Here is a 17,474-nt window from a genome sequence, read left to right as displayed (position 1 = left end):
AAAAGGGGTCTGCCCGGCCTGTGCGCGGCGGCCTCGCCGCGCAGACTGGTGTCAGGGCGGCGACGGCCGTCGTGCGACACGGGAACACACGGGAACGGGGTGAGCGCCGTGCGGGAGGCGTTACGTCACCGGTGGATCGAGGTGCGGCGGGCCGGGGTCCGCGCGCTGGCAGGACTGTCGGGGCTCATCCTGGCCGGCCTGTGCGTGGGCGCGTTCGCCGCCATCCTGGCGGGCGGGCTCGGGCTGCTGCTCGTCCCGCTCGTCATGATCGCCGTACGCGCGCTCGCCGGGTTCTTCCGCAGGTCCGCGGGCGAGCGGCTCGGGGCCGCGGTGGAGAGCCCGTACCTGCCGCGTCCCGGCATGACAGGTGAGTTCTGGCCGCTGCGCCAGGTCAGGCTGTTCGGCTGGATCGTCACCGACCGGGCGACGTGGCGCGACCTGGCGTGGCTGCCGCTGAACGTGCTGCTCGGCGTACCCCTGGCCGCCCTGTCGCCGCTGCTCGTCCTCTACGGCCTGTACGGCGTCCTGCTGCCCATCACCTACCCCCTGATCGACCAGCAGGTCGGCGCCGGGCCCGCGCACTTCCTGCTGCTGACCGTGGCCGACGTGCCGAGCGCGTTCCTCGCCGTCCCGCTCGGCCTGGCCGTGCTCGGAGCCGGGCTCTGGGCGGCCCCCTGGACGCTCGACGCGCACGCCCGCCTGACCGCCGCGCTGCTCGGCCCCACCCGCGGGCAGCTGGAGCGGCGGCTGGCCGCGGTGACCGAGTCGCGCAGCGAGGCCGTCGACTTCAACGCCGCCGACCTGCGCCGCATCGAGCGCGACCTGCACGACGGCGTCCAGGTCAGGCTGCTCGCCCTGGGCATGAACCTGACCGCGATCCAGCGGCTCATCCGCGAGGACCCGGAGGCCGCCGAGGCGCTGCTGATGGAGACCCGCGAAAGCTCCGGCAAGGCGCTCACCGAGCTGCGCGACCTCGTCCGCGGCATCCACCCGCCGGTGCTGGCCGACCGCGGGCTCGCCGACGCCGTGCGCGCGCTCGCCATGGACCTGCCGCTGCGCGCCGAGACCGACGTCGAGCTGCCCGGCCGCGCCCCCGCGCCGGTCGAGTCGGCCGTCTACTTCGCGGTCTCCGAGGCGCTCACCAACGTGATCAAACATGCCGTGGCGAGCCGGGTCGCCGTTCGGATACGGTACGACCGCGGCGTGTTGCGCGCCGAGATCACCGATGACGGCATCGGCGGGGCCGACGCCTCGGCGGGGTCGGGGCTGCGCGGGGTGGAGAGACGGCTGTCGGCGTTCGACGGCATCGTGGTCGTGAGCAGCCCCCCGGGTGGTCCCACGATCGTGGTGCTGGAGGTTCCGTGCGTGTTGTCGTAGCCGAGGATCAGTTCCTGTTACGCGACGGCCTGACCCGGTTGCTGACGGCCCACGGCTTCGACGTCGTCGAGGTCGTCGACAACGGCCCCGGCACGCTCAGGGCGCTGACCGAGCTGCGGCCCGACGTCGCCATCGTCGACGTGCGGCTGCCGCCGACCTTCACCGACGAAGGGCTGCGCGCCGCCATCGAGGCCAGGCGGCGGGTGCCTGGCCTGCCCGTGCTCGTCCTGTCCCAGTACGTCGAGCAGCTCTACGCCCGCGAACTGCTCGCCGACCAGGCGGGCGGCGTCGGCTACCTGCTCAAGGACCAGGTGTTCGACGAGGACCAGTTCGTCGAGGCCATCCGCAGGGTCGCCGCCGGCGGCACCGCGCTCGACCCCGAGGTGGTCGCCAAGCTGCTCGGCGGCAGGGGCGCCGACACGCCCGTCGCCCGGCTGACCGCCCGCGAGCGCGAGATCCTCTCCCTGATGGCCGAGGGCCGCTCCAACAGCGCGATCGCGCAGCGGCTGTTCATCAGCGAGAAGGCCATCAGCAAATACACCACCAGCATCTTCGCCAAGCTGGACCTGCCGGTGTCGGAGGACGACAACCGCCGGGTGCTGGCCGTGCTCGCCTACCTCAACGCCTGAGCCGCACCGCGTATAGGGCAGATATTGGGTCGTACCCGATCGTGACGCCATTGGGCTGACATCCGTCACGATCGGAAGAGGTGAGCCGGTGTCCGGCGAGCAGAACGACACCTACCTCGTCGTCGTCAACGACGAGGAGCAGTACTCGATCTGGTGGGCCGACCGTGAGGTGCCCGCCGGGTGGCGTCAGGAAGGCACGCGGGGGCCCCGCGAGGAGTGCCTGGCCCACATCGAGCGCGTATGGACCGACATGCGCCCGCTCAGCCTGCGTACCCGCATGGACGAGGCCGAGGTGAAATGAGCGACGTCGAGCCGCGCCTGTCTCCGGGCCTGTCTCCGGGCCTGTCTATGGGCCTGTCTATGGGCCTGCTTCCCGGCCTGTTCGCCGCCCAGGCGGCGCGGACCCCCGGGGCCGTGGCCGTCGTGGACGGCGGGCGGGAGCTGGACTACGCGACGCTGGAGCGCCGCGCCAACCAGGTCGCCAACGGGCTGCTCGCCAGGGGCGTGCGGCCGGAGACGCCGGTCGGCGTCTGCCTGCGGCGCGGCGCCGGCCTGGTGGCCGCCCTGCTCGGCGTGTGGAAGGCGGGGGCGGCGTACGTCCCCCTCGACCCCGGCCACCCCGCCGACCGCACGCACTGGATCCTGACCGACACCGCCACCCCGCTCGTCCTCACCGACCCCGACCCTGACCCCACCACCGCTTCCGGCACCGGCCCCGACTGGGACCTGGTGCTGCCGGACGGTGCGGTGCGGGTCGCCATGGACGCCTTCGACGGTGAGCCCGGCACGTCGCCGGACGTCGCCGCCGACCCCGACCGGCTCGCCTACGTGATCTACACCTCCGGCTCGACCGGCCGGCCCAAGGGGGTGCTGATCGGGCACGGCGCCATCGCCAACCGGGTCACGTGGACGGTACGGGAGCACGGGCTCGGCCCAGCAGACCGGGTGTTGCAGAAGACGACGCTGACGTTCGACGCGGCCGGGTGGGAGATCTTCGCGCCGCTCGTCAGCGGCGGCGCCGTGGTGCTCGCCCCACACGGCGCCGAGCGCGACCCGGCGGCGCTGCTGCGCGCGGTCGCCGCGTACGACGTGTCCGTGCTCCAGGTCGTGCCCTCGCTGCTGCGGCTGCTGGTGGACGAGCCGGGCTGGCGGGAGTGCGGGGCGCTGCGGCTGCTCTTCTCGGCCGGCGAGCCGCTGGACGCCGAGCTGTGCGAGCTCGTACGCAAGCGGCTCCCCGTGACGATCTGGAACACCTACGGCCCCACCGAGTGCGCCATCGACGTGACCGCCCACCTGGCCGACCCGGAGCAGAACGCGGGCCGGGTGCCGATCGGGCGGCCGATCGACGGCATCAGGCTGCGCGTGCTCGACGAGGGCGGCGCGCTCGCGCCACTCGGAGCCCCCGGCGAGCTGCACGCGGGCGGCGTCGGCCTGGCTCGCGGCTACCTGGGCAGGCCCGCCCTGACCGCCGAACGCTTCCTGCCCGACCCGTACGGCCCGCCCGGCAGCCGCATGTACCGCACCGGCGACCTGGTCAGGTGGCGGCCCGACGGCACGCTCGACTACGACGGCCGCATCGACGCGCAGGTCAAGGTCAACGGCGTGCGGATCGAGCCGGGCGAGGTGGAGTCGGTCCTGCTGACGCATCCCGGCCTGCGCGGGGCCGCCGTGACGGCCGGTCCAGGGGCCGACGGCGCGGCCAGGCTGGTCGCGTACGTCGTGGGCCGGGACGGCGAACCGCCGCAGGCCGCCGCGCTGCGCGCGTACCTGCGTGACCGGCTGCCCGACGCGCTGGTGCCGTCCCTGTTCGTGCCGCTCGCCGCGCTGCCGCTGACGACCAGCGGCAAGGTGGACAGGGCCGCGTTGCCCGCGCCTGACTTCGACGCGACGTCCGACGGCCCGGCCAGGCCGCTCACGAACGCCGAGCAGACCGTCGCCCGCGTCTGGCAGGACCTGCTCGGCGTCACCGGCGTGCGCGCCGACGACGACTTCTTCCAGCGCGGCGGCTCCTCGCTGCTGCTGGCCAGGCTGGCAGCCAGGCTGAGCGCCGCCGTGGGCCGCGAGGTGGCCGTGCACCGGCTGTTCGCCGCCGGCACGGTGGCCGAGCAGGCGCGGCTCGTCGAGGAGGCCGCCGAGCCGGTCGCCACGGTGCCGCGCGCGCCCAGGGACCGGCCGCTGCCGCTCTCCGTCGAGCAGCACCAGCTCTGGTTCCTCGACAGGATGGACCCGGGCAACCCTGAGTGGGTGACGCCGCTGCTGGTCCCGCTGCCCGCCGACCTCGGCACGGCGACGGTCGAACGCGCCATGACGGCGCTCGTCGCCCGGCACGAGGTGCTGCGCACCCGCTACCGCATGGAGGGCGGCGAGCCCCGGCAGGTCGTCGACGACCCCGCCCCGGTCACCCTCCCCGTGGCCGACCGCCCGGACGACCCCGCCGCACTGGCCGAGCTGCTCGCCGGCACCTTCCGCGAGGGCTTCGACCTGGTCCGCGGCCCCGTCTGGCGCGCCCTCCTGGTCCGCGGCCAGGACGCAGCCCCGGCCGGAGAGGCCGCATCGCTGGGGGACCAGGGCAGCGGGGGCCACGTGCTGGCGCTGGCCGTGCATCACATCGCCTCGGACGGACAGTCGTCGGTGCTGCTCGGCGCCGAGATCAGGGAGCTGTGCGCCGCACTCGCCGCCGGCCGGGAGCCCGGGCTGGCGCCGCTGCCCGTCCAGTACGCCGACTACGCCGTCTGGCAGCGCGACCGCATGACAGAGGCGTTCCTGGAGCCGCAGCTCGCCTTCTGGCGGGAGGAGCTGGCCGGCCTGCCCAGGCTCGACCTGCCCGCGGACCACCCGCGCCCGGCCGTCCGCGACCCGCGCGGCGCCACGCTCACCTTCGAGGTGCCGCGCGCCTGCTCGGACGGCCTCTCGGAGCTGAGCCGCCGCAGGGGCACGACCCCGCTGGCGGCGTACCTGACGGCGTTCTGCACGCTGCTGGCCCGCTGGAGCGGCCAGTGGGACGTGCCGCTCGGCGTGCCCACGGCGGGCAGGACCAGGCCGGAGCTGGCCGGGGTCGCGGGCCCGTTCCACAACACGCTCGTCGTGCGGTGCGCGCTGGAGCCCGAGATGAGCTTCGCGTCCGCGATGGACGCCGTGTGGGAGCGCAACAGGCGCGCGCTGGCTCACCGCGACGTGCCGTTCGAGCGGGTCGTGGAGGCGCTGGCCCCGGCGCGCGACCTGTCGCGGACCCCGCTCTACCAGGTGATGTTCAACTTCATGGAGGAGGGCGTCACCGTCTCGGGCGGCGGCGACCTCGACCCGCTCCGGGACGTCTGGGGGGTCGCCAAGACCGACCTGACCCTGTTCCTGCACACGGCTCCCGACGGGAGCGTGAAGGGCATCATCGAGTACGCCACCTCCCTGTTCGACGAGCCCACGATCGCCAGGATGGCCGAGCACTACCTGCGCGTGCTGGCGGCGGCACCGGGCGGAGCGACGCTGCGCGAGCTGGGCGCGCACGCCGACGCGCCGCGCGGCCCCATCGAGCGGCTGCTCGCCGAGCGCTGCTCGGAGCTGCTCGGCCGCGAGGTCGGCGTGATGCAGAACTTCTTCCACCTGGGCGGCACGTCCCGGCTGGCGCTCACGCTGATGGCGCACGTGCAGGAGGACTTCGATCTCGACCTGCCGGTCCGGCTGATCTTCGAGCGCCCCTCGGTCGCGCGGCTGGCCGAGGCCGTCCGCGCGCTCGCCGGCGCGGGACCGGACCAGCAACCGACGGTAGTAGAGGAGCAGCGGGCATGACGCAGATCGACATCGAGCGCGAGGAGGCCCTGCTGCGCCGCCGGGCCGGCGGCCGGTCGCGGATCCCGCGGGCCGACCGCGGGGTGCCGCTGCCGCTGTCGTACGGGCAGCAGCAGATGTGGTTCCTCAACCGCCTCGAACCGGACAGCCCCGAATACCTCGTCCCCATGATCCTGCGGCTCACCGGCCCGGTGGACGTGGCGGCGCTGCGCCGCGCGATCGACGAGATCGCCGCCCGGCACGAGATCCTGCGCACCCGCTACGCGGTGGCGGGGGCCGAGCCGGTGCAGCTCGTTGACCCGCCGGGCGAGGTCCCCTTCAAAGTGGACGACCTGCGCGGCGGCGACGAGGAACGTGCCCTGCGGATCGCCGAGGACGAGGTGGCCCGCGGCATGGACCTGGCCGAGGAGTGGCCGGTCAGGGTCCGCCTGGTGCGCGTCGGCGACGAGCTGAGCCTGCTGGTGGTGGTCTTCCACCACATCGCGTGCGACGAGTGGTCGCTGCGCCTGTTCGAGGAGGAGCTGAGCGCCCTCTACCGCGCTCCAGGCTCGCTGCCGCAGCCGCCGCTCCAGTACGCCGACTACGCCGCCCACCAGCGGGCCAGGGCCGCCGACGGCGCCTTCGACGGCACCTTGAGCTACTGGCGCGAGCAGCTGGCCGACCTCGTCCCGACCGAGCCGCCCGCCGACCGGCCGCGCCCCGACGTACGGGACTGGCGCGGCGCGGCGGTCCCCATCGAGGTGGACGCCAGGCTCGGCGCGGCGCTGCGCGAGATCGCCAGGGGCCGCGAGACGACGCTGTTCACCGTCCTGCTGGCCGGCTTCCAGGCGCTGCTCGCCCGCTACACCGGCAGGACCGACGTCACCGTCGGCACCGTGGTCTCCGACCGCAACAGGCCCGAGCTGCAGGGCATGTTCGGCTACGGCATCAACAGCCTCGTCATGCGCGGCCGGTGGCGGCCCGGCGAGACGTTCGCGGGCCTGCTGGCCGGCACGCAGGCGGCGGTGCTCGACGCGCTCGACCACCAGGACATGCCGTTCTCCCGGCTGGTGGACGAGCTGGAGCCGGCCCGCGACCGCTCGCGCACGCCGCTGTTCCGGGTGGCGTTCACCATGCACGAGCCCAAGGCCGCCGCGCTCGACCTGCCGGGCGTGCGGGCCGAGTCGCTGGAGGCGCCCTGGCGGATCTCCAAGTTCGACCTCACGCTCCAGCTCCAGGAGACGCCCGACGGGTCGCTGATCGGGCAGGTCGAGTACTCCACCGCGCTGTTCGACCGGGAGACGGTCGAGCGCACGGCCGCGAACCTGGTGCGCCTGCTGGCCGGCATCGCCGCCGCCCCCGACACCCCGGTCGACCGCCTGGACCTGCTCGGTCCTGACGAGCTGGCGGTCGCCACCGGCCCCGTGCGGCCTGGGCCCGCCGACTCGCGTACGCTGCCCGAGGCGTTCCTTGAGCAGGTCGCGGCCACGCCGGGCGCGGTCGCGGTCACCGACGGCGGCCGTCACCTGACCTACGCCGAGCTGAACGCGCGGGCCAACCGGCTGGCGCACCGGCTGCGCGGCGCCGGCGTCGGCGCGGGGTCGCTCGTGGGCGTCTGCCTCGACCGCAGCGCCGAGCTGGTGGTGACGCTGCTGGCAGTGCTGAAGGCGGGCGGGGCGTACCTGCCGCTGGATCCGGCGTACCCGGCGGACCGGCTGGCGTTCATGGTGTCGGACGCGGGCGCGCCCGTCGTCGTCACCCGCTCGGAGCACCTGGAGCTGGTCGAGCGGGTGCACGGCGGCGAGGTGATCGTCCTCGACCGGGACGCCGCCGCCATCGAGAGCCACCCGGACACCGACCTCGGCCCCGCCTCCGTCCCGGGCGACCTCATCTACGTGATCTACACCTCGGGGTCCACGGGCCGGCCGAAGGGCATGTGCCTGACGCACGCCAACGTGCTGCGCCTGCTGACGGCCACCCGCGAGCGGTTCGGGTTCGGCCCTGACGACGTGTGGCCGATGTTCCACTCCTACGCCTTCGACGTGTCGGTGTGGGAGCTGTGGGGCGCGCTGCTGCACGGCGGCCGGCTGGTGATCGTGCCGTTCGACACGGCGAGATCGCCGGACGACCTGATGGACCTGCTGGTCGAGCAGCGGGTGACGGTGCTGAACCAGACGCCTGGCGCCTTCTACCGGCTGGTGCGCCTGGCCGCGCAGGACGACCCCCGCGTGGACCGGCTCGCGCTGCGCCTGGTGATCTTCGCCGGCGAGCGGCTGGAGATGCCCGACCTGCGCCCGTGGACCGACCGGCGCGGCCTCACCGCGCCCGCCCTGGTCAACATGTACGGCATCACCGAGACGACCGTGCACGTCACCCACTACGAGGTGACGGAACGGGACCTCGAACCCGCCGAGGCGTCCCCCGTCGGGCGGCCCATCGACGACCTGTGGGTGGTGCTGCTGGACGAGCGCGGCAACGTCGTGCCGCTCGGCGCGACCGGCGAGATCTGCGTGGGCGGCGCGGGCGTCGGCCGCGGCTACCTCGACCGGCCCGGGCTGACCGCGCAGCGGTTCGTGCCCGACCCGTACGGCCCGCCGGGCTCGCGGCTCTACCGCAGCGGCGACCTCGCGCGGCGGCGGCCGGACGGCGGCCTCGAATACCTGGGCCGCATCGACGACCAGGTGAAGATCCGCGGCTACCGGGTCGAGCCGGGCGAGATCCAGGCCCGGCTGCGGGCCGACGACCGGCTGCGCGACGCCGTGGTCGTGGCCCGCGAGGACGTGCCGGGCGCGGCCAGGCTCATCGCGTACGTCGTGCCGGCCGACCCCGCCGCCTTCGACCCCGGTGAGCTGCGCGCGACGCTGGCCGGGTCGCTGCCCGACTACATGGTGCCCGCCGTGTTCGTGCCGGTGGCCGAGATCCCGCTGACCGCGCAGGGCAAGGTGGACCGCCGCGCCCTGCCCGCGCCGGGCGACGCGGCGCTGCCCGCCGGAGCCGGGTACGTGGCGCCGCGCACGGCGATCGAGGAGCTCATCGCCACCGTGTGGACGGAGACGCTGCCCACCGGCCGCGTCGGCGTGCATGACGACTTCTTCGAGCTCGGCGGCGACTCCATCCTGGCCGTCGTGCTGGCGGGCGGCCTGCGCGACGCGGGCCTGGACGTCAGGGTCGCCGATCTGTTCGAGACGCGGACCGTGGCCACGCTGGCGGCCCGGCTGGACGAGCGCGGCGGTGAGGAGGAGAGCCGTTCGGGCGGCCTGACCCCGGTGCGGCCGTTCGCGCTGCTCACGGAGCAGGACCGGGCCAAGGTCCCCGGCGGGGTGCTGGACGCGTACCCGATGTCGCGGCTGCAGACCGGCATGGTCGTCGAGATGCTCTCGGACGGCGACCTGAACCTCTACCTCAACGCCACCGCCTTCCGCGTGCTCGACGACCGGCCCCTGGAGCCCGACCTGCTGCGCGAGGCGACCCGCACGGTCGTCGGCCGGCACGAGGCGCTGCGCACGTCGCTCGCGCTCACCGGCTACTCGGCGCCGATGCAGCTCGTGCACCGCCCGGAGGACGTCGAGGTGAACGTGCCGGTCGCCGACCTCGGCGACCTCGACCTGGACGGGCAGCGCGCGGCCGTGCGCGCGTTCGTCACCAACGAGCGCACCCGGCTGTTCGACCTGGCGAAACCGCCGCTGATCCGGGTCTCCGCGCACCGCTGCGCCGCCGAGGGCTGGTGGATCACCATCACCGAGTGCCACGCCGTCCTGGAGGGCTGGAGCTACCACTCGCTGCTCATGGAGATCCTCACCGTCTACCGCGCGCTGCGTGACGGGACCGAGGCGACGCTCGCCGACCTGCCCGCCATCAGGTACGCCGACTTCATCGCCGCCGAGCAGGCCGTGCTCGCCGACGACGCGGAACGGGCGTACTGGCGCTCGATCGTCACCTCCGTCCCCAAGTTCGCGCTGCCCGCCGGGCTCGGGGCGGGCCAGGACGCGCCCAGGCGGGAGTACCGCATCCGCATCCCGCTGGCCGGCTACGAGGAGGGGCTGCGGGCGGCGGCGAGCGCGGCGGGCGTCCCGCTGAAGAGCATGCTGCTCGCCGCGCACATGAAGGTCATGAGCACGCTCACCGACCAGCGCGCGTTCTTCACCGGCCTGGTCTTCCACGCCAGGCTGGAGGCGCCGGGCGCGGACCGGGTGCACGGCCTCTACCTCAACACGCTGCCCTTCCCGTACGAGCGGGGCGCCCGCACCTGGGGCGAGCTGGCGCGCCGGCTGTTCGAGCAGGAGACCGAGCTCTGGTCGCACCAGCGCTTCCCCATGCCGGAGATCCAGCGCGACGCGGGCCCCGAGCGGCTGATCGACACCCGCTTCGTCTACCTGGACTTCCACCAGGTGGACACCGACCTGTTCGACGGCGACTCGGTCATCGACGACAGCCCGACGGAGTTCGGCCTGGGCGTGCACATCCTGGCCGGCCATCTCATGGTCACCGCCAACGTGCAGCACGTCTCGGAGGAGGCGGTGGACCGGCTGGGCGCGATGTACCGGGCCGCGCTGGAGTCCATCGTCGAGGGTCCGGACGGGGACGCCGACGCGGTGCTGCTGCCGCCCGGCGAGTACGACCGGCTCGTCACCGAGCTGAACGTCACCCGCACCCGCCCCGTGGACGCGAGCGTGCTCGACCTGTTCGAGCGGCAGGCGGCCCGCAACCCGGGCGCGGTGGCGGCGGCCTTCGACGGCGGCTCGTGGACGTACGCCGAGCTGGACGCCAGGGCCAGCCGCGTCGCGCACCGGCTGCGCGCGCTCGGCGCCGGGCCGGAGAGCGCGGTCGGCGTGCTCGCCGCCCGCGGCCCCGACCTGCTCGCGAGCCTCATCGGGGTGTGGAAGTCGGGCGCCGCGTTCGTGCCGCTCGACCCGTCGTTCCCGGCGGGGCGCATGGCGACGATGCTGGCCGACGCCGGCGCGCGGGCGGTCGTCACCGACACGCCCGACGCGTTCACCGAGATCGAGGTCGAGGCCGGGGTCGGGGTCGGGGTCGGGGTCGAGGTCGTGGACCTCGCCGACGCGAGCCTCGACGGGCTGCCCGCCACCTCGCCCGGCGTCCGCACGGACCTGGACGGCGTCGCGCAGATCATCTTCACCTCGGGCTCGACCGGCCGGCCGAAGGGCGTGCTCGTCACCCATCGCGGCCTGGCCAACCACGTCCGCTGGGCGGCGGAGGAGCTGGCCGCGCAGGGCACCACGGGCGCGCCGCTGTTCTCCTCGGTGGCCTTCGACCTCGTCGTCCCGAACGTCTGGGCGCCGCTCGCCACCGGCCAGCCGGTCCGGCTGCTGCCCGCCGACCTCGACCTGTCCAGGCTCGGCCGCGAGCTGGCCGAGCACGGCCCCTACAGCTTCATCAAGCTCACCCCCGGCCACCTCGACGTGCTCGCCGGCCAGCTCAAGGGCGCCCAGGCGGCCAGGCTGGCCGAGATGATCGTGGTGGCGGGCGAGGCGCTGCCGGGCAGCACCGCCCAGCACTGGCTGCGCGTGCTCGGTCCCGGCGGCCTGGTCAACGAGTACGGGCCCACCGAGGCGACGGTCGGCACCTGCACCTACCCGATCATGAAGCGGGAGCGGGACGAGATCGTCCCCATCGGCCGCCCGCTGCCCGGCATGACCATGTACGTCCTCGACGAGCACATGCGGCCGGCGCCCTTCGGCGTCACCGGCGAGCTGTACGTCGGCGGCACCGGCGTCGCCCGCGGCTACGCGGGACGTCCTGGGCTGACCGCCGACAGGTTCGTGCCCGACCCGTTCGGGCCGCCAGGGGGCCGCCTCTACCGCACCGGCGACCGGGCCTGGGTGCGCGGCGACGGCGCGGTCTGCTTCGCCGGGCGGGTGGACGACCAGGTCAAGGTGCGCGGCTACCGGGTCGAGCCGGGCGAGATCCGCGTCGTGCTGCTCGACCATCCTGGCGTCAGGGACGCCGTGGTCGTCGTCCGCGCGGGCGAGGCGGGGGACCGGTCGCTGGTCGCGTACTGCGTGCCCGCCGACGCCGCCCTGCCGTCCGCCGCCGAGCTGGCCGCGCACTGCGGCACCCGGCTGCCCGACTACATGGTGCCCGCGCTGTTCGTGCCGCTCGACCGCATCCCGCTCAACGCCAACGGCAAGGTGGACAGGGCCGCGCTGCCCGACCCCGACCCGCGCGGCCAGAGCGGCTCCGCCCACGTGGAGCCGCGCAACGAGCTGGAGACGCTGATCGCCGAGGTGTGGCGGACGGTGCTCGGGCACGAGCGCATCGGCGTGCACGACAACTTCTTCGAGCGCGGCGGCCACTCCATCAGGGCCGTCACCGTGGTGGGCGCGCTGCAGGAGCAGGGCCTGGACGTCTCCGTCCAGGACGTCTTCGAGCACCGCACGGTCGCCGAGCTGGCCGCCACGCTGGCCGGGCGCGAGAAGGCCGGCGAGGAGCGGCGCGCGGTCGAGCCGTTCGCGCTGGTGCCCGCCGCGGACCTGGCCACGCTCCCCGGCGGTATCACCGACGCCTACCCGCTGTCCGAGGTGCAGCGCGGGATGATCGTGGAGATGCTGGCCGGGCAGGAGCACGGCTACTACCACAACACCATGTCGTTCCTCGTCCGCGACCCGCGCCCGTTCTCGCTCGACGCGCTGCGCGCCGCCGCCGGGATCGCCGCCGCCCGCCACGAGGCGCTGCGGACCTCCATCCGGCTGTCCGGGCACTCCGTGCCCATGCAGCTCGTCCACGAGAGCGCCGAGATCCCGGTCCGCGTGCTCGACCTGCGCGGCCTCGACGACGGCGGTCGCGAGCTGGCCATGCGGAACTTCCGCGCCCAGGAGCGCGCCCACCGCTTCGACCTGGAACGGGCGCCGCTGATCAGGATCACCGCGCTGCTCAAGGACGACGCGTCGTGGTGGCTGTCGTTCACCGTGCTGCACGCCGTCAGCGAGGGCTGGAGCTTCCACGGCCTGCTCATGGAGCTGCTCGACGACTACCGCGCGCTCAGGGACGGCGCCGGGCCGCCCCGCGTCGAGCCGCCGTCCGTCCGCTACGCCGACTTCATCGCCGCCGAGCTGCGCGCGCTCGAATCGGCCGATGACCGCGCCTACTGGCGCGAGGTCGTCACCGGCAGGCCCGGCTTCGCGCTGCCCGCCGCCTGGGGCGAGCCGCACCTGCCGCGTGAGGACTACCACGTCGTCCTCATGTACGCAGACCTCGAGGAACGCCTGCGCGCCCTGGCGGCCCAGGCCGGCGCCTCGCTGAAGAGCGTGCTGCTCGCCGCCCACCTCAAGGTGCTCGGCATGCTCACCTCGGAGCCCGAGTTCGTCACCGGCCTGGTGTGCAACGGGCGGCTGGAGGCCCAGGGCGGCGAGCGCGTCTACGGCATGCACCTCAACACGCTGCCGTTCGCGTACGACAGGGGTGCCAGGACCTGGCTGGACCTCATCCGGCGGACCTTCGACGGCGAGCTGGCCCTGTGGCCGCACCGCAGGTTCCCCATGCCGGTCATCCAGCGGGAGCTGGGCGACGGGCGCAGGCTCATCGGCACGGCGTTCAGCTACCAGGACTTCGACCAGGTGGACACCGGCCTGATCGACGTCACCGCCACCGAGGGCGAGGACCCGACCGAGTTCGCGCTCGGGGTGCCGGCCACGCCGACGTACCTCATCCTGCGCTCCAACACGCACGCCATGAGCCGGCGCAACGCCGACCGGCTGGCCGCGATGCACCGCGCGGTGCTGGAGGCCATGGTGGCCGACCCGGACGGCGACGCCCGCGCCACCTGCCTGCCGCCGGCCGAGCGCACCTCGCGCGAGAGCGTCCCGGCGGTCGAGCACCCGCTGCCCCGCAGCCTGCACGAGGTGTTCGAGCGGCGCGCCCACGAGACCCCGGACGCCGTCGCGGTCGTGCACCGTGGAGACCCCGGCGGGCGGCTGACCTACGGGGAGCTGGACGTGCGGGCCAACCGGCTCGCGCACCGGCTGCGTGAGCTGGGCGCGGGCCCGGAGACGCTGGTCGGGGTCTGTCTCGAACCCGGCGCCGACCTCGTGGTCACGCTGCTGGCCGTGCTCAAGGCCGGCGCCGCGTACCTGCCGCTGCCGCCCACGTCGCCGGCCGACCGGCTGCGGTTCATGCTGGCCGACTCCGGGGCGGCCGTGGCCGTCACCGCCGCCGGCCTCGCGCCGTCGGTGACCGCCGAGGGCGTCGAGCAGGTGCTGCTCGACACCGATGCCGCCCGCATCGCCGCGCTCCCCGCGACACCCCCGGAGAGCGGGACCGAGCCTGGCCACCTGGCGTACGTGTGCTACACCTCGGGCTCGACCGGCCGCCCCAAGGGCGTCGCCGTCACCCACGCCAACGTGCTGCGCCTCTACGCGGCCCTGTCGGGTCAGGTCGCCCTCGGCTCCGACAGGACCTGGGCGCTGCTGCACTCCTACGCCTTCGACGTGTCGGTGTGGGAGCTGTGGGGCGCGCTGCTGCACGGCGGCCGGCTGGTGATCGTCCCGACCGAGACCGCCCGCTCGCCCCGCGACCTGCTCGACCTGCTCATCGCCGAGCGGGTGACGACGCTGTCGCTGTCGCCGGTGGCGTTCCGCTCGATGATCGGGGCGGCGGACGGCGACGAGGCCACGCTGGCGCGGCTGTCGCTGCGCGAGGTGGTGTTCGGCGGCGACCGGCTCGAACCGTCCGACCTCGACGCCTGGGGGCTCGACCGGTGCGACCTGGCGCACGCGTACGGGCCGACCGAGTGCACCATCCACGTCACGTACCAGGCCCTCGCCGCCACCGACCTGGGCACGGTGGACGGCGTGCCGATCGGCCGGCCGCTCGACGACGTCCGCACGTATGTGCTGGACCCGTACGGGCACGAGGTCCCGGAAGGGGCGCCTGGCGAGCTGTACGTCGGCGGCGCCGGCGTGGCCCGCGGCTACCTCGGCCGTCCCGGCCTGACCGCGGAGCGCTTCGTGCCCGACCCGTTCGGGCCGCCCGGCGCGCGCTGCTACCGCACCGGCGACCTGGTACGCCGCAGGGCCGACGGCGCGCTGCACTTCCTCGGCCGGGTGGACGACCAGGTCAAGGTACGCGGGCACCGCATCGAGCCAGGGGAGATCCAGGCCGTGCTGGCCGCCCATCCCGCCGTGCGGGAGAGCGTGGTCGTGGCGCGCGGCGACGGGCCCGCGCGGCGGCTGGTGGCGTACTGCGTGCCCGACGGCGGGAAGCTGCCGCCGGCCGCCGACCTGGCCGCGTACTGCGGGGAGCGGCTGCCCGACTACATGGTGCCGGCCGCGTTCGTGCCGCTGGAGGCGGTCCCGCTGACCGTCAACGGCAAGCTCGACCAGCGCGCGCTGCCCGCCCCCGACCGGGCCGCCCTGTGGTCGTCGGAGCGGGACTTCGTGGCGCCGCGCACCCCGGCCGAGCGCACGCTGGCCGGGATCTGGTCGCGGCTGCTGGGCGTGGACCCGGTGGGGGCGCACGACCGGTTCTTCGACCTCGGCGGCGACTCGCTGACGATACTCAAGGCCATGACCCAGGCCAGGGAGGCCGGCCTGCCGGTGACGCTGCGCCTGCTCTACCAGCACGGCTCCATCGCCGAGCTGGCCACCGCCCTCGACGGCGCCGGCGAGCCGGGGGCAGGACCCGCCCTGACACCGGCACAGCGCCGGGTCCTGTCCAGGCCGGGCGGGCACCGCTACGACCACTGGCAGCTCCGCGTCCCCGTCCCCGAGCAGATCGACACGGCGACGCTGGCGGACGCCCTGCACGCCGTCGCCGCCCACCACGCGATCCCGGTGTCGTTCCGCCAGGTCGAGGGCGACGACCAGGCGGCGGCGGCCGCGTACGAGCGGCTCGACCCGGAGCACGGGCCGCTGCTCAGCGCCGTGCTCGCCACGACGGGAGCGGACCGGCCGGTGCTGATCCTCGCTGTCCACGAGCTCGCCGCCGACCGCGCCTCCCTGCCCATCCTCCTGCGTGACCTGGAGAGCGCCTGCCGCGGCTGCGCGCTGCCGGAAGGGGACGGCGGGACGCTGCGGCGGTGGGCCGCCGCGCTGCCGGAGCCTGACGACCTGATGGCCCAGGCCCACCACTGGCTCACCAGGACGCCCGCGCCCCCGATCCCGCTGGACCACCCGTCCGGCACGGGGACCGCGCGGTCGCTGAGCGTGCCGCTGCCAGAGCCGGTGCCGTCGCGGGAGGAGGTGCTGGCCGCGCTGGCGGTCGTGCTCGCCCGCTGGAGCGGCGGCGACCGCGTGCTGCTCGACGTGGAGACCAGGGCGGGGCACGCGCCGCAGGACGCGGCCGGGCCGTTCGCGCACCGGTTCCCGGTGAGCCTGTGGGTGCCGCCGCAGCGCGCGTCGGTGCTCGCCTCGGTGGCGGGCCAGCTCGCCGCCGTCCCGGACGAGGGCCTGGGGTACGAGCTGCTGCGCCAGGCTGGCCCCGTCGCCGACGTGCTCGCCGCACTGCCCGCACCCCAGATCAGGTTCGGGTACGAGCCGGGCACACCGGGCGCCTTCGTCCCGGAGCGGATCACGGCGGTCCGCGACCCGCTCGCCCCCCGCGAGTACGTCCTGGAGATCGACGTCACCGGCCCCCGGCTGACGTGGACGTACGCGCTCCACGACGAGGCGACGATCCGCTCCCTGGCCGAGCAGGTCGTCGCGGAGCTCGGCGGGGCGGCGATCCCGTCGCCGGTGCCGACCATGGAGCGGCACCACGTGCCCGGTGTCAGCCTGGCCGTGATCAGGGACGGCAGGATCGCCGGGATCAGCGCGTACGGCCGCCTCGACGCCAGGCGCGGCGACCCCGTGACGCCTGACACGGTGTTCCGGGTGGCGTCGGTGAGCAAGCAGGTGACGTCGCTGGTCACGCTCACGCTGGCCGCGCGCGGCCGGCTGGACCTGGACGCCGACGTCAACGACCTCCTCACCTCCTGGCGGGTGCCGGGGGCGGAGGGCGCGCCGATCACCGTACGGCACCTGCTGGCCAACACCTCGGGCCTGGCCAGGGACCCCGAGTATCCGCCGTACCGCGACGGCGAGCCGGTCCCCACGGTGCTGGACGCGCTGCTGGGCCGGGCGCCGGCGCGCACCCCGGCGGTCCGCCAGGACCGCCCGGTGGGGACGTTCGAGAAGAACGTGGTCAACTACCTGGTGCTGGAGCAGCTCCTGACGGACGTCACCGGCGCCGACTTCCCGGCCCTGGCACGGGAGACGGTGCTCGACCCGCTGGGCATGACGGGCAGCGGCTACGAGGCCGGCTTCCCGCACGGCTCAGGACGCCCGATCGCGCACGGCCACGACACGTTCGGCACGCCGATCGACGGCTTCGGCCTGATCCACCCGGCGACGGCCGCGGGCGGGCTGTGGACGACGGCGGCGGACCTGGCCCGGGTGCAGCTGGAGATCCGGCGCGCGTACCTGGGCGAGCCTGCCCTGATCACGCGGGAGCTGGCCGGGCAGATGCTCACGGCCACGCCGGGCAGCCTCTACGGCCTGTCCATGGTGGTGGACCGGTCGGAGAAGGAGCTGGACTTCGGCGCGGTCGGCGAGTTCACCGGCTACTGGGCGATGACGATGTGCCGGGTCACCGGCGGTGACGGCTTCGTCCTGCTGGCGAACGGCGACGGCGGTCGCGGGGTGGCGGCGTTCATCACCGAGCTGTCGGGCACTCAGCGCTTCGGCGCCGAGTAGCCCCCGGCGGGAGCGGCCG

General features: G+C 74.7%; 5 protein-coding genes. All 5 read left to right on the top strand.

Annotated features, from left to right (window positions below; all coding sequences use genetic code 11):
* Positions 1 to 99 precede the first annotated feature (99 nt).
* The 5 genes from ACFFR3_RS03500 (at position 100) to ACFFR3_RS03480 (ending at position 17,455) form a co-directional block, all read left to right on the top strand.
* A complete protein-coding gene (locus ACFFR3_RS03500; protein ID WP_364365566.1) occupies positions 100 to 1,377 on the top strand; it encodes a sensor histidine kinase in 1,278 nt (425 codons plus the stop codon).
* Positions 1,362 to 2,006, top strand: coding sequence for a response regulator (locus tag ACFFR3_RS03495; protein WP_345396958.1), 645 nt, complete (start codon positions 1,362 to 1,364; stop codon positions 2,004 to 2,006). The genes ACFFR3_RS03500 and ACFFR3_RS03495 overlap by 16 nt, the downstream gene beginning before the upstream one ends.
* A gap of 88 nt (positions 2,007 to 2,094) precedes the next feature.
* A complete protein-coding gene (locus tag ACFFR3_RS03490) occupies positions 2,095 to 2,307 on the top strand; it encodes an MbtH family protein (RefSeq protein ID WP_364365569.1) in 213 nt (70 codons plus the stop codon).
* Positions 2,308 to 2,366: 59 nt separating this feature from the next.
* Positions 2,367 to 5,789, top strand: coding sequence for a non-ribosomal peptide synthetase (locus ACFFR3_RS03485; RefSeq protein WP_379482579.1), 3,423 nt, complete (start codon positions 2,367 to 2,369; stop codon positions 5,787 to 5,789).
* On the top strand, positions 5,786 to 17,455 hold the full coding sequence (locus ACFFR3_RS03480) for a non-ribosomal peptide synthetase (protein ID WP_379482578.1): 11,670 nt from the start codon (positions 5,786 to 5,788) through the stop codon (positions 17,453 to 17,455). Before ACFFR3_RS03485 ends, ACFFR3_RS03480 begins: the two co-directional genes overlap by 4 nt.
* Positions 17,456 to 17,474 lie beyond the last annotated feature (19 nt).

The organism is Nonomuraea salmonea (genome assembly GCF_042428605.1).
GTDB lineage: Bacteria > Actinomycetota > Actinomycetes > Streptosporangiales > Streptosporangiaceae > Nonomuraea > Nonomuraea salmonea.
The sequence above is the reverse complement of the archived record's forward strand: the minus strand, read 5'-3'. Positions and strand labels throughout refer to the sequence as shown.

Excerpts from the sequence above, each read along its gene's own strand:
- ACFFR3_RS03485 (WP_379482579.1), top strand. The coding sequence starts at position 2,367 with ATGGGCCTGCTTCCCGGCCTGTTCGCCGCCCAGGCGGCGCGGACCCCC.
- ACFFR3_RS03480 (WP_379482578.1), top strand. The coding sequence starts at position 5,786 with ATGACGCAGATCGACATCGAGCGCGAGGAGGCCCTGCTGCGCCGCCGG.